The organism is Pseudomonas sp. C2B4, from assembly GCF_013359695.1.
Taxonomy (GTDB): domain Bacteria; phylum Pseudomonadota; class Gammaproteobacteria; order Pseudomonadales; family Pseudomonadaceae; genus Aquipseudomonas.
Genome location: NZ_JABFMU010000009.1, coordinates 38,735 through 52,255, shown reverse-complemented (window position 1 = coordinate 52,255; position 13,521 = coordinate 38,735). Strand labels below are relative to the sequence as shown.

The 13,521-nt window shown below is 53.6% G+C and carries 13 protein-coding genes and 1 pseudogene; 6 read left to right on the top strand and 8 right to left on the bottom strand.

Annotated features, from left to right (window positions below; all coding sequences use genetic code 11):
- Nucleotides 1–140: 140 nt before the first annotated feature.
- Both HNQ83_RS09370 and HNQ83_RS09365 read right to left on the bottom strand, forming a co-directional pair.
- Entirely contained in the window at nucleotides 141–593 is a 453-nt protein-coding gene (locus tag HNQ83_RS09370; protein WP_175388688.1) for a hypothetical protein, read from the bottom strand.
- Nucleotides 594–626: 33 nt separating this feature from the next.
- Nucleotides 627–1,529, bottom strand: a complete 903-nt coding sequence (locus tag HNQ83_RS09365; RefSeq protein WP_175388687.1) for a LysR family transcriptional regulator — start codon at nucleotides 1,527–1,529, stop codon at nucleotides 627–629.
- A gap of 92 nt (nucleotides 1,530–1,621) precedes the next feature.
- Here HNQ83_RS09365 and HNQ83_RS09360 point away from each other — a divergent pair, with 92 nt between their 5' ends.
- The 6 genes and pseudogenes from HNQ83_RS09360 (at nucleotide 1,622) to HNQ83_RS09335 (ending at nucleotide 9,142) form a co-directional block, all read left to right on the top strand.
- Nucleotides 1,622–2,179, top strand: a complete 558-nt coding sequence (locus tag HNQ83_RS09360) for an NAD(P)H-dependent oxidoreductase (RefSeq protein WP_175388686.1) — start codon at nucleotides 1,622–1,624, stop codon at nucleotides 2,177–2,179.
- Between the two features lie 63 nt (nucleotides 2,180–2,242).
- Nucleotides 2,243–3,205 (top strand): annotated as a pseudogene (locus HNQ83_RS09355) (alkaline phosphatase family protein); the annotation flags it as partial.
- Nucleotides 3,206–3,289: 84 nt separating this feature from the next.
- A complete protein-coding gene (locus tag HNQ83_RS31615; protein WP_372241886.1) occupies nucleotides 3,290–4,756 on the top strand; it encodes a tyrosine-type recombinase/integrase in 1,467 nt (488 codons plus the stop codon).
- The gene (locus tag HNQ83_RS09345; protein WP_175388685.1) at nucleotides 4,753–6,711 is read left to right on the top strand and encodes a hypothetical protein; all 1,959 of its coding nucleotides are present in this window, start codon (nucleotides 4,753–4,755) and stop codon (nucleotides 6,709–6,711) included. The genes HNQ83_RS31615 and HNQ83_RS09345 overlap by 4 nt, the downstream gene beginning before the upstream one ends.
- A complete protein-coding gene (locus HNQ83_RS09340; RefSeq protein WP_175388684.1) occupies nucleotides 6,708–8,717 on the top strand; it encodes a hypothetical protein in 2,010 nt (669 codons plus the stop codon). Before HNQ83_RS09345 ends, HNQ83_RS09340 begins: the two co-directional genes overlap by 4 nt.
- Entirely contained in the window at nucleotides 8,714–9,142 is a 429-nt protein-coding gene (locus tag HNQ83_RS09335) for a hypothetical protein (RefSeq protein WP_256668914.1), read from the top strand. The genes HNQ83_RS09340 and HNQ83_RS09335 overlap by 4 nt, the downstream gene beginning before the upstream one ends.
- 104 nt (nucleotides 9,143–9,246) lie before the next feature.
- On the opposite strand, the gene HNQ83_RS09330 is transcribed toward HNQ83_RS09335, so the two are convergent.
- The 6 genes from HNQ83_RS09330 to HNQ83_RS09305 form a co-directional block, all read right to left on the bottom strand.
- On the bottom strand, nucleotides 9,247–9,489 hold the full coding sequence (locus HNQ83_RS09330; protein ID WP_175388683.1) for an HAD domain-containing protein: 243 nt from the start codon (nucleotides 9,487–9,489) through the stop codon (nucleotides 9,247–9,249).
- Between the two features lie 818 nt (nucleotides 9,490–10,307).
- On the bottom strand, nucleotides 10,308–10,781 hold the full coding sequence (locus tag HNQ83_RS09325) for a DUF411 domain-containing protein (protein ID WP_175388682.1): 474 nt from the start codon (nucleotides 10,779–10,781) through the stop codon (nucleotides 10,308–10,310).
- Nucleotides 10,771–11,586, bottom strand: a complete 816-nt coding sequence (locus HNQ83_RS09320) for a cytochrome c (protein WP_175388681.1) — start codon at nucleotides 11,584–11,586, stop codon at nucleotides 10,771–10,773. Before HNQ83_RS09320 ends, HNQ83_RS09325 begins: the two co-directional genes overlap by 11 nt.
- Before the next feature lie 9 nt (nucleotides 11,587–11,595).
- Entirely contained in the window at nucleotides 11,596–12,582 is a 987-nt protein-coding gene (locus tag HNQ83_RS09315; protein WP_256668913.1) for a copper resistance protein B, read from the bottom strand.
- Nucleotides 12,554–12,820, bottom strand: a complete 267-nt coding sequence (locus HNQ83_RS09310) for a hypothetical protein (protein ID WP_175388680.1) — start codon at nucleotides 12,818–12,820, stop codon at nucleotides 12,554–12,556. Before HNQ83_RS09310 ends, HNQ83_RS09315 begins: the two co-directional genes overlap by 29 nt.
- A 12-nt stretch (nucleotides 12,821–12,832) precedes the next feature.
- The coding region (locus tag HNQ83_RS09305; protein ID WP_175388679.1) for a multicopper oxidase domain-containing protein at nucleotides 12,833–13,521 on the bottom strand (689 nt) is incomplete at its 5' end.

Sequence of the window (13,521 nt, the reverse complement as noted above, 5' to 3'; positions counted from 1 at the left end):
ACCGGCGAATTGGCGTCCCATCAGCTTGGCACAAGTTCTGGAATATGAAGGCGGGCCAACGGATCGGTGCGCGTGCAGAACAGCGATTAAGCGGCAATGGTCCGACTCTAAAGACGCCCATATTCAAACTCCCGATCACGCTACTCGATCTGAATCGGCCCCTTGGTCCCGGCATCGCTGTCGGTCCAATAGTCCTCATTCTGCAACCGCCGATCGCCCTGAATCGTGAAGGTCAGCTTGCCCTGGCGAAATTGCAGTGTGCCGTCGGTGCGCTTGGCGTTGACCCGCTTGCCATTGACCCACACCTGCTCCTTGGCATCGATACGAATGGTGGCGACGGTCGCGCCGGCATCGCTTTTGGCAACCCACTGCCCGGCATAAGGCGTCTGGGTGGTTGTGCTCTCGGCGGCCGGGTTGGTGAACCCGGCCTTGGCGTTTTCCGCCTTGCTCTTGTGGATATCGCAGCCTTGGGTCTCGCTGACCTGGGTGCAGCCGGACTGGTCAAGTTGCTGGCGGTACTTGTCGTTGATGGCGTACGCAGGGGATTGCGCCGCGATGAAAATGGCCAGTGCCGGCAGGATGATTCTGTTCATGTGGGCTCCCTTCTGATCAATGACGTACCGCGTTCACTGTAGCTCGCTAATCACCTCTTCCAACGCCCGCGCCACACATTGCACGGCCACGTCTTCATCCCGCCGTCTATGCCAGGCCAGGTGCAGTGGAAAACCTTCCACCTCAATCGGCGGCTCCTGGGTGTGCAGGGTTTTGGCCATTGGCATCGACAAACAGCGGCTGGGCAAGAGCGAGATCAAGTCAGACCCCATAAGCAGATCCGGCACCATGACGAAGCTGGGCACGACAATGCCAACCCGTCGCGACAGGCCTTTGCCCTTCAACATTTCATCGAGCGGGCCCCAGGTGGCGCCCTGCCCCGACACCAGCACATGTGGATAACTCAGCCAGCGGTGCAGATCGAAGTCCGGGATCGCCGGATGGCCGGGACGCATCGCCACCACGAAATATTCGTGCAGCAGCAGGCGTCGGGTGAAATCGGGGCCGAGGCTGGGGAACACGGACATGGCCAGATCGCTTTGCCCACGGCTCAGGCTTTCCTGCGCGGCCTCACCGCCCTGCCAGGGCTGAATCACCAGGTCGATGCCCGGCGCCAGTTGTGCCAGTCGATGGTGCAGCGGTTGCGCGACGATGATCGCCGGAAAATCCGCCATCACCACCCGCACGGTCTGACGCAGGGTGCCCAGGTCGGCACTGGCAGCGCCCACCAAATCACTCACCGACCCTAAAATCTGTTTCAACGGCCCGCGCATGGCCTGGGCCTTGGGGGTCAGCAGCATCCCGCCCGGTACCCGTTCGAGCAGGCGATCCTGGAACAGGTGGCGACAGCGCTCCAATGCATTGGATGCCGCCGGTTGCGACAAGCCGACACGCTCGGCGGCGCGGGAGACGTGGGCTTCGTCGAGCAACGCGTCGAGCACGGTCAACAGGTTGAGATCCACCGAACGCAGATTCATTGAATCAATACCTAACTAGACAAACCATCCATTGGAGCAATTTACACCACGCTGGCACGCTTGGGCTCCCTTTCACTCATGCCGGGTTCGCCATGACCGACACCACCCTGATTCTGTGCTTTCACCCCGACCTTGGCCGTTCCTGCACCAACCGCACCTTGCTGGAGTCGGTGAAAGACCTGCCCGGAATCGACATCGTCGATCTGTATGGCACTTACCCCAGCGATCAGGTGGACACCCGGCTGGAGGTGCAACGCCTGTTGTCAGCGCAACGGCTGGTGCTGCAATTTCCCGTGCAGTGGTATTCGACGCCGGCGCTGCTCAAGACCTGGCAAGACAGCGTCCTGACGCGCATGTATTACATCGCGTATGAAAACGAGGGCCGCCGACTTGAAGGGCTGCCCGTGATGCTGGTGGCCACCGCCGGCAACACCCCCGAGTCCTACTCCGAGAGCGGGTCGAATGGCTTCGACCTTGAGCAATTGATGCATCCATTGCGCGCCACGGCGCACCGCTGCCAGTGGTCGTGGCATGAGCCGTTCCAGGTGTATCGCGCCAACAAGCTGTCGGTCGCGGAGCTGGATGTGATTGCCATTCGCTACCGAGCCCGGATCAAGCAGTTTCAACACATCAACGCTCACAAGGCTTAACAGGCAGCGGCGATGACCTGCGCTATCATCGCCCGCCTCTGTGCCCCAAGAGCTTGAACCCGGATGTCCGTAACCTTGCCATTGCCCGACGCTCATCAAGTTTTGCCCCCCGTGCTGACCGGCCCGCTGCTGCGACGGCTGGAACCCACGCGGTTGGTGCTGTGGCTGGTGGGGACCCGGGCGCTGGAGCTGACGCTGCGGTTGCAGAACGTGGGCGATATTCGCCTGGATGCCGGGCAATGCACGGTGATTGCGGTGGGCACGCAGGCGTTTGTGCACCTGATCGATGTGTCACTGGAAACCGCCCTGCCCTGCGATGAGCGGATCGAATATGACCTGTTGATCGATGACGGCATCGGCATCGCCGACTGGGCACCGCACCTGTTGTACGGCGATGCGCGTGCACCGAACTTTGTCCTGCGCTCACGGATCGATCAATTGCTCCACGGTTCCTGCCGCAAGCCGCATCACCCGGCGACGGATGGCTTGCTCTGTGTCGATGCGCTGTTGGCGCAAGACCATGACGCCTGTGATCGCCCGGCACTGCTGATGATGAGCGGCGATCAGGTCTACGCCGACGATGTGGCCGGGCCGACGCTGCGGGCGATTCATGACTTGATCGAGCGTCTGGGGTTGTTCGGCGAGCATCTGGAAGGCGCGGTGGTCAGCGACAGCGCCAAACTCTACGAGCACCCCGCCAGCTACTACCACCGTGCGGATTTGTTGCCGGCGCTGGAGAGCAACGAAACCCTGCGCGAGCGTTTTTTCGGCGGTGCGCGCAAGCCGATTTTCACCAGCAGCAGTGCCGACAACCATCTGGTGACCTTCGCCGAAGTCATGGCCATGTACCTGCTGGTCTGGTCGCCGACGCCCTGGACCTTGATTGCGCCACAGGCGCCAGTGCTGACGCCGCAAAGACGCGAGCGTTATGCGCTGGAACAGACGCGCATCGACGGTTTCAAGGCCGGGCTGGGCAAGGTCGCCCGGGCATTGGCGCACCTGCCGACGCTGATGATTTTCGACGATAGTCCGAACGTAGCCCTATTGACAGCATAATCCGAGTGAATCACTGTATGCCCATACAGCGATCATTTTTGCGGATGAGTCATCGTGGCGAGAAATCAGATTAGAAGCAAAACCGGGCAAGGGCGCTACGACTCAACCGCACGGAGAATCCTCATTTCCGAGTTCAGGCCTGTAACATTGTGCTTCCTAGAAATAGGTGATTGCAGGGCTTCGAACAGCCTGCCGGATTATGAATTCGTAGAGGGTGAGAAGGGATACCTACCAAATTTTCCCGTACTCATTCAGAGCGACGGTGAACCGTGGACCATCGGAAACCTTTACCTAATTACGAAACTCCATAAAGAAGTCAGTTATGAATCAAAAACATTCCGAGGGATTGCCGATCATCTACTCGACTATTTGCGTTTTATTGAAGAGGAAAAGCTAGATTATTTGTTTTTCCCTAAGAATGACCGCCTTAAGGTCACATTTCGCTACCGACAACGACTGATCGAGTTTGTTAATGATGGGCAACTTTCTGCAAGCACAGCCAGCGCCAGAATCAATGCCGTGGTCAACTTTTATCGCGGAATAATCAACTGGAATCTCATTGACGGTGACAAACTCTATGGAATTGCGTTTACAGAGATAAAAAAATATATCAGCGTAACGTCGAGCTATGGCATCCAGAAAAATCTCAAAGTTAATTCGCACAACCTAGCTATTCCGAATCAAAAAAAACAGCGCCAGAGCGAGTATATCAACGATGGCGGAATGCTTCGTCCGCTTACCGTTGACGAACAATCATGCGTATTAAAAGCCCTGCTTAAATCGTCTCGCGAATATCAGCTTATGTTCTATTTTGCCTTATTTACAGGTGCAAGAGTCCAGACTATCGGAACCCTACGACTTACGCACCTTAAAGGCCACTTTGACAGCAATGGCTATCTGCGACTTCCCATAGGCGCTGGTTCACAAATTGATACGAAGCGCGGCAAACGTATGACGCTGCTTGTCCCTGGTTGGCTTGTGCAGGATATGCGAATTTATGTAGACAGTGACGAAGCTAGAAAGCGTCGCGATCGATCTTATTACGGAGCCACTGAGGATAACTATGTATTTTTGAGTAAAAGTGGTGTTCCTTATTACACCAGCAAAAAGGAAATATTCGATCACTCAGATAGCCGTATTAGCGAAAGCGCGGGAATGATCGACAGAGCGCGTGACGTCGCCATACAAGATGGTGCAGCTTTGCGGACACATATCCAACAGATACTCTTCCCGCGTATTCGTTGTGATAGTCCTAGTTTTCAGGACTTTACCTTTCATGACCTACGCGCCACATTCGGTATGAACTTGCTCGAAAGCCAATTGCAACACATGGGCGACCAAAATATCACAGCTGCGGTGGAGTACGTTAGACAGCGCATGGGGCACGCCAATATAGAAACGACCATGCAGTACTTGAAGTATAAGTCTCGCTTGAAGTGGAAAAACAGCGTGCAGCATGAATTTGAAAACCAGCTATTCAGCCACATCAATACATCAGCCAACACGGGTGGACTTGCGTGAGCAGCAACTTCATTCATCGCCAGGTCGTAGTTATTGACGCGAAAGATACAAATGTTGAGGTAATTCATCCGCAACTGGCTGTCTTGATGATTAATAATGGTGCCGACATCGGCAAGCGATACTTAGATATCGGATCGCTTTGCTATACGCGTCGGGGTAAGCAACTGCACACCAAAATAGGCTGCCCAGTAGATCTGTCATCCCTCGATAAATCACGAACTCCTTTCGCGCAAGCTTTAATAGAGCAATTGAGTGCTGGGGATAGTCGTCCCGTAATAGCTAAGGACTTCGATACATATAAAATATTTGTTGACTGGATTGACACGCAGGAGTCCCACTACGCTTTTGATGACATGCAGTCTATGAAACAAGCTTATAGCGACTATACCGGATATTTACTGCATCGAATGAATAGCTCGGGGATCAGTGGACAGTCGATTAAACAAACTACTGCTTCGTCCTATCAGGCCGCTGCTCGAAAATTAGTGATTACAACAACTGACCTGAGCGAGCCAGAAGTCAACAGCATCGCGACATATATCCCACGAAGAAGCACGCACGCGAACCATGTAAATTTGAAGTTACCGAATGCCGACACTCAAGCACAGACATTTGCCGTACTGATCAACTACATTGATGAAGCGCATCGCGCCCTGGTTAAGGGCGATGCTCTCCCGCTTCATCTCAGATCGCCTAAAGACGAGCTTTGTTATCTCTATTCATTGCACCTCAATAGCGTAAAATCTCAGTCCGCAGAATTTAGTACCTCATCCATATTAGTTGAGTTACCGACGTTTCCTACTTGGGAAGAAGTAAAAGGACACTTCGGTTTGATGGGTGATAGCGCAGAACTGCAAAATATGAGAGCCAACTATGACGACACAAGGCAGCGGCATGAAAAAAACAACAATAATTCACGCTCATGGCTAAGGATTCGAATCGGTGCTCATGCTGTGGTCGCAGGCATGCTGGCATTTATCGCCGCTACAGGCTGCAATCTCAAAGTGGCTCAAAATCTCGCAGTCGGCACACTAAAAATTGTATCCAGCACACAAGGTCAGCGTTTCTCGGGAACTAAGGCACGGGCTGGCGGGAAAACCGTTGAGCCGGAGTTTGGAGCTCGTTTTGCTCCTGTATTCAAAAAGTACCTTGAATTACGGACGTGGGTTTTGAATGGCGCACACAGTACTTTGGTGTTTCCTGTTGTCTCAAACGGATATGGAGTAGCACCAGTGGGTGGCTCCAGTATAAATGGTTTCAAAAGGCTTCTCTCTAGAGCGTTACCCAAAACAATTTGGGTAACTCCAACGCAATGGCGAAAAAATGTCAGCTATCAATATGTGAAGTTGAGTGGTAGCGATATGTCAGTCACTGCGGAAAAGCTGAGCAACACCGAAGCGACTTTGCGGCAGAGCTACAGTCGGCCTGCACTGGAAGACTACGCGACGGAAATCAGTCACTTCCTAGAAGCACAGTACCAATCCGCCATCACACGCACGCGTACTGTAGAGCTAATCCCGGTGCGTATTCTTGACAAAAAGAAAGATGAGATAACTACTACATGCACAGGGTCGTGTGAGAAACCGCCTGAATCGCAACCTCAGCACGCCCAAGGCTTTACTGCGCGGGCTCCCACACCCTCCTGCGTTGACCCGGAATCCTGCTTGTTTTGCGCGCACTACGCCGTTCACGCAGATGAAGAGGATCTTCGTCGCCTGCTGTCGTTGCGCTATCTAATCCAGGCCATTAAAGCAAAACAACCCTCTGACCATTGGCAAAGCAAATTTGGACCGACTGTCCATCGTATCGACGAAGTGCTCTCGGCCATTCAAGACATTGATGCAAGTTACGAGTCAATTATCAACCGGGTGCGCGATGAGATCGAATGCGGTGCGCTCGACCCATTTTGGGCCATTCACTTCGATACATTGGTTACAATAGGAACCGTGTCGTGAGCATTCTTACAAATCTCAAACTCAATCAGTATCAAGCTCACCAGCTGCCTGATAGCTGCGCTGATGCATCGCACTACTTTACCGTTGATGGGAGCTTTGTTGTTTCACGCACGGCGACTGGAGAGATCGTTTCGCGCTACCAAGATGACTCTTGGAATATGAAAATGTACTGCGCACAAGGCAGATGCATATACAACTTCTATAGTTGGGCAGAGAACTCGAAGAGCAGTCCGCTGGTAATAGTCATTGCCGATGAAATGAAGCGCATTCAACTGGCGCGGATGTATTTGTTTCCCGTACCGCGCAAGCCTAATTCCATTGGAATTACTGAGATTAACAGGCTAGCGCGCCTAGCGCTCAATAGCGACCTTTCACTGCTTCAATTGTTCGAAGAAGCAAACATCAATCGCTTGCTATTGCGAGGCTTTTCCGAGTTAGGCCAAAATCAAATGCGCAGCATGCTTAATCTTATAAAAGAAGTCTTTGATCTAAGGATAGCTCACCCGAACTTTGAGTTTGCGCCATCGAGCTACACCATTGTTAAACGTATGCAAGATATGTACGACAAACATCCAAAACTACAAAAAAATGACCCACAACAAACCAAGCTTATTCCATCGCGCCTCTACGCTGAGATCATAACTGCACTCAATGCTGAGTTAGATGCCTTCAATACCAACGGCGAAGCGATAATGGGGCTTTACCGGCGGAGGAAAGAAAACCCAAAATTCGGTCTCTCCGTAACTCGTGCACGCGACTACAAAAATAGCATTGCATGGCGCGACGCAGTCGCCCAGAACGGACTTGGTTCGGTTTTTGAGAAATTATCTATTACGAGCTGGATACAACTCAACGCCTATCTTGGTGAAATTCAACAGGCTGCGAAATACTGGATTCATTTGTTCTCCGGCATGCGCGAAAATGAAGCCCGGCACCTACCTGCCGACACATATACTACGATAAGCGCGGGCGGCGCCATTATTAGTATATTGCGCGGCTATACGTCGAAGATTGCAGGCCAGAATCATACTGAAACATTCTGGGTCACAGCGCCCATTGTCGAGAAAGGCGTGATCGCGGCCCGGACCGCTGGACAGATTGCTGCGCTGTTGTTCGAACATGATGAATCCGACTTGAGCCAGTATCCACTCTTCGCGGCGCGAAAAAAGTGCGGCGCCCCTCACCAGGCATTTAAGGGTGCTCCTGTTACAAGAATGACTAGTAAAGACCAGATAGATCGAATAACAAGCCGATGGCCCGGGTTGGTGGTTCAGGAATCAGATATTCGTGAGTTGGAGCAGTTTGATGGTTTTCGGGATTGGCGGACCGATCCTGACGTTAAAGTGGGTCAATTTTGGCCTTTGGCAACTCACCAGTGCAGGCGTTCCCTCGCAGTCTATTCAGCGCGCTCTGGAATGGTTTCCGTGGGTTCGTTGGGGCTGCAATTTAAGCACCTGACAGAGGTTATGGCCTCGTACTATCGTAGGGGCAGTGCATTTGCCACAAATTTCCTCCAAAGCGAAGAATCGCAGCGTTGGCTGGATGAATTGGAGCACGAGCGCCGCAAAGCACAATTTCTCAACTACGAGGAAGATGTTATCAACAGCACGAGCCGGCTTTGGGGTGGCGAGGGACATCGCATTCAAGTGTCCCGAGATCAGGGTAAGCCGTTGATCATCACAACGGATCGCGCTTTCACACAAAAGAAGTTCGTGCGAGGCGAAATGGTTTATAAGCCCAGCCCGCTGGGCGGCTGCACGAATCTCGAACCTTGCGACAAAATTTCCTTCACCAGCATATTCGTCTGTCTCGACTGCGATAAATCCCTTCTCGATGAAGACCGCAGCCTGAAGAATATCAAGCGTGGCGTGAACAATCTGAAGCGTGGACAATCCCTGTTCGTGCCGAGGAATCCTCAGTACAAACAGATTGAATCTGAAATCAATGCGATTTACGAAAAGCTGGAGAATCGGGGGCTGCTGGAAAAAATGGAGGCGATGACATGAGTGCGCTTGAAAACTACCGGGCGGCGCTGCATCGGTTAATGAATGGGAGGCCACAGATTGTCCCGAAGGGCTCTGCGATCAACAAGGATACTGTGGCTCTTGAAGCTGGCCGTAAGCGCGGCTCCATCAAAAAAAGTCGCGCTGAAAACGCGGAGCTGATCGCTGAGATCGAAGCCGCTGCCGCCAATCAGAGCGCGCAAATAAAGCCAAGCGCTGCCCAGGAGGTTGAAAAGCAAAAGTCGCTTAAGAAGGCCGCACATGGGCAGATTACGAGTCTCCGGAAGGATTATGAGCTAGCCCTCAGCAAGATTGTGTCGCTGGTCCATGAGAACTACATGCTGCAGCAACAGCTCATTGAGCAAGCAAGCGAGCAGCGAGGTAACGTGACAGGGCTGGACGACTTTCGTAACCGCCATTTGAGTTAATGCATGCAGCATAGGCTATAGGGTTTTGGCGCCAACACATGCCCTTGCTGGTACCTGCATCGCATCGACGATAGCTTCACGCTCTCTCCTTTACCCGGCGCTCATTACCCATGGGGTGAGCACATTTCCTCCAGACGTCTTTGAAGCTCCGCTTGGGTCTGGGGGGAGCCGAGTCCAAAATCAGGTACGCAGGCAATGAGCTGTTGAGCCGAACCCTCTGCCCATCCTTGTACATCGTCATCAAGGGCGATCCAATGCCGAAGCTGTGAGCGGGCAGCGTAGCGGCAGATCTGGTCGTATCTAGTCTTCCCGTCCCATTGGTTTTCATCCGCCCAGCCTCTGGCCATCGAGCTGTGCCACGTTGCACCGATAACTCGTTCAACCTACCGCTTTCCTGAGCCATAGCCACCAGGATGCACCGCTCGCCTAGGCCTTGCAGGAAACGCTCAAGAGGCAAGTATGGGACGTCTATATCGACTGGCACGTCAGACGATGCCTGCGACACCGGACATTGAGACGGCTTAACGACCGTTTGCCTCCTGTGCATGGCGAGAGTCTTCGCGATTGGCTCGTTCAACAGCCGGCAAGCATCCAAGGCAAAGGATGCTGGACTTGCTCTACAGTCGATTCGACCTACCTGGGCAATACCATCATCGCAGGGAGTCACTGAAGCTTTAACTTCTAGCCAGCATGAAATTGACTTGGTCTAATGCCAGGTTCGCTTGTACTCGGGATGCGGCTTTTCCGCATCCTTGAGGAACTGATCGATAAGCCATATGCATTGTCCAGCATCTCGCGAAGAAAACACTCCCTGGCTGTATTGATTAGCACGCTAGGTCAACCGCGCGCAGATACGATCTCAGCATCTAGATGGTAATCGCACTGACTTTCCCACCCATTTTGCATTCGACCTGACCAATCATTTGCATCGAATTTGACCATTTCGCTGTGTGCATGACCGGCAGAGAAAGACCCAAAGCTGACGTTGGCGACAGGCAGAAAACGGCCACAAGCGGACGTTCCGGCCAGAATCGGACATTCGGCATGCGCCCTTACGCTTGCTCATGCTTTCCATCACACAGCGTTCTGCGTTCTTGGGTAAGGGTTCGCTTCACTTGCATGGTCACGAGCAGTAACCATGCAAGGATGACGGGCAGTTTGAAAACTAGTGTGCTGGGTACTCGGCGAGTACTTCATCAGTACCTGCTTTGGTCAGGCCGATGACTTGGTAGACTTCCTCCGGTCCCTCGCCCTCCATCCCAGGCGAGCCTGCCGGCATGCCGGGGACAGCAATCCCGAGAAGGTCGGTGCGCTTAGTCAACTCGACTATTTGCTCGGCAGGCACGTGGCCTTCAACAAATTTCCCATTGATCACCGCAGTGTGGCAGGACGAGAGACGCGGAGCGACGCCCAGCTCCTGCTTGACCGCGCTCATGTTTATGTTTGTTTCTACATGATCAATGACGGTGAAGCCGTTCGCTTCAAGGTGCTTAATCCACTTCTTGCAGCATCCGCAGTAAAGCTCTCGATAGACATCAATCGTCAGAGGTTCAGCAGCGTGGGCAGCCGAGCCGATAAACAGAACCGCAAATGTCGCGAGGCGAAGTGCCCGGCCGGAACGACGAAAATTATTGCGCATGAGTGTGCTCCTTACCATCGGCATGGGTATGAGTCTTTGGCTGAGCGGCTGATGTTGCAGGAGCGTCATGTGAAGCCCCCACACCGTCAGGATGGGCGTGTTCGACACCATCATCCCGAGAAGGTGTTACATCACCATGTGCATGGGCGCCAATTGTGTCGCCGTGGTGAACGTCAGCTTCGGCGAGCTCTTCAGCTCCGCCTGCATCATGGTGATGTGAAGAAGTCGCTTCTTCTTGACCATCATGCTGACCTTCATGGTTATGCATCATGGACTCACCCCCACCGTGCTGATGGCCACCGCTGCTCGCGGCTAACGCTCTGTATTCCTGAGCATCCATACCCGGAAGCTGCTGAAGAAAAGCAACCATTCCCCAAATATAGGGATCGGACATGCTTTTACCCCAGGCAGGCATGCCCGTGGACTTGATACCGTGCTTGATGATCCAGAACGCTGCTGCTGGGTTTCCATCGACACCAAGCTTCGACAAGTTGGGAGGTGCCGGATAGAGGCTCTTACTCAACTCGGTTTGCGCGAGCTCTGGAGCCAAGTGGCAACCAATGCACATAGCATTGTAGTTGCCAGCACCTGCACGAATGAGCGCTTCGTCTGTCAGGTCGGGGACTTCAATGTCTCGGGAGCGTACTTCGATTGATCGATCCCGAGCGGTTGAGAGTAGGGAGTGCACGGCCTGCGAATGGGGGTCATCGGCGCCCACATTAAACACCCCGAAATACACGACACCGGCGCCTACAATGGCGGCGACCACACTGGCAGCAGTCAACGTTTTTATTGTTCTTTTCATGTCGGCCCCTTAGAACCACATGCGAATACCGGCTACAAAGCGAGCCTCGTTGGTATCTTCCCCTTCATCGCTGGCCAGGTCGGCGGTCTTGCCGTAGGAGCGATTCCAGGTAACCCCGATATAAGGGGCAAACTCACGAACAATCTCATAGCGCAACCGCAAGCCCACTTCGGTATTGGCTAATCCAGAGCCAATGCCGCGCTGTGGGTCGTTTTTCCCGTAGAAGTTCACTTCGGCGGTCGGCTGCAAGATTAAGCGGTTGGTGAGCAGAATGTCGTAATCACCTTCTAGTCGAGCGGCGGTCTGGCCGTTCTCGCCTATGAAAGCGGTTGCTTCAGTTTCGAAGTTGTAGAGGGCCATGCCCTGGATCCCAACAGCCCCCCACGTCTGCGGTGAACCGGGTTTGAAGTCCTGGCGCACACCGGTGACAACATCCCACCATGGACCGATGGAATGGCCCCACAGCGCCTGGAGTTCGGCATCTTCCGTCACACCATTAGTACGCTCACCTTCCGAGCGTAGCCACAAACGATCGACGTCGCCTCCGATCCAACCTTTGGCATCCCAACTCAGAGCGCTGCCGTTATCCGCGTCTTGATATTCAAATTTATCCAGGAGGACGAAAGAGTTGAGTTTCTTGTCATGAACGCCATGACCTGCGACAGGCGGAAAGGCGGCCTTACGATCAGCATCGGTCAATACAGGAATGGGCGTCCGACTCATGGTGGTTGCCCCAGCATCCATATTCATGGTGCTGTGATCCATGCCCTCCATTTGGCCTTGGTCCATGTTCATATTGCCGTGATCCATCGCCCCCATGCTGCTATGGTCCATGGCTCCCATCGAACCATGATCCATCTTGGAGTGATCCATCTCTTCAGCCGCGGTAGCGATACCAACAAACACAGAGCTGACTGAAACCGTCAACGCCATCAGGGTCGGACGTAAAAGCTTAAGGGTCATGGTCTCAATCCGCTTTTTTAGTGTTTGAGTCATGATCCATCGACTCGTGATTCATTTTGCTGTGGTCCATCGTTCCATGGTCCATAGAACCGTGATCAGACTTGGACTCACTTGTCTTGGTCTTATGCTTTGTTGCTGACTTGTCTGTGTCGGCAGCAGCGTGAGCGTGCTCGGCATTGCCTTCCCCAGCTTGTACCAAGGGCACTCCACTCAATATGCCGATGGCAAGGGCGCAACCAATCAATGACTGACGATTCAGATATCTGCTCATAATCCGTTTCCCTTACTCATCAACCCGTACTTCACGGAACATGCCCATTTCCATGTGAAACAGCAGGTGGCAGTGATAGGCCCAGCGTCCCAGGGCATCGGCGGTGACGCGATAGCTGCGTTTGGTACCGGGTGGCATGTCGATCGTGTGTTTGCGCACCATGAATTTTCCGTGCTCATCCTCGAGGTCGCTCCACATGCCGTGGAGGTGGATGGGGTGGGTCATCATGGTGTCGTTCACCAGCGTGATGCGCAGGCGCTCGCCATACTTGAGGCGCAATGGCTCGGCGTCGGAGAATTTGATGCCATTGAATGACCAGGAAAACTTCTCCATATGGCCAGTCAGGTGCAACTCGATCGTCCGATTGGGCTCGCGGCCATCAGGGTCCTGGAAAGTGCTCTTCAGATCCGCGTAAGTGAGCACGCGACGGCCGTTGTTCCGTAGGCCAATACCCGGGTCGTTAAGCTTCGGCGTAGTGCTCATGGCTTGCATATCGACCAATGGGTTATTGGTCTCGGAGGCTGGGTGCGACTGCATCTCCATGCCATCCATTCCACCCATGCCAGCCATTCCTGACATGTCACCATGGTCCATACCAGCCATCTTGCTGTGGTCCATGCCGGCCATGCCGGACATACCGCCCTGGTCCATACCAGCCATCTTGCTGTGGTCCATGCCGGCCATGCCGGACATACCGCCCT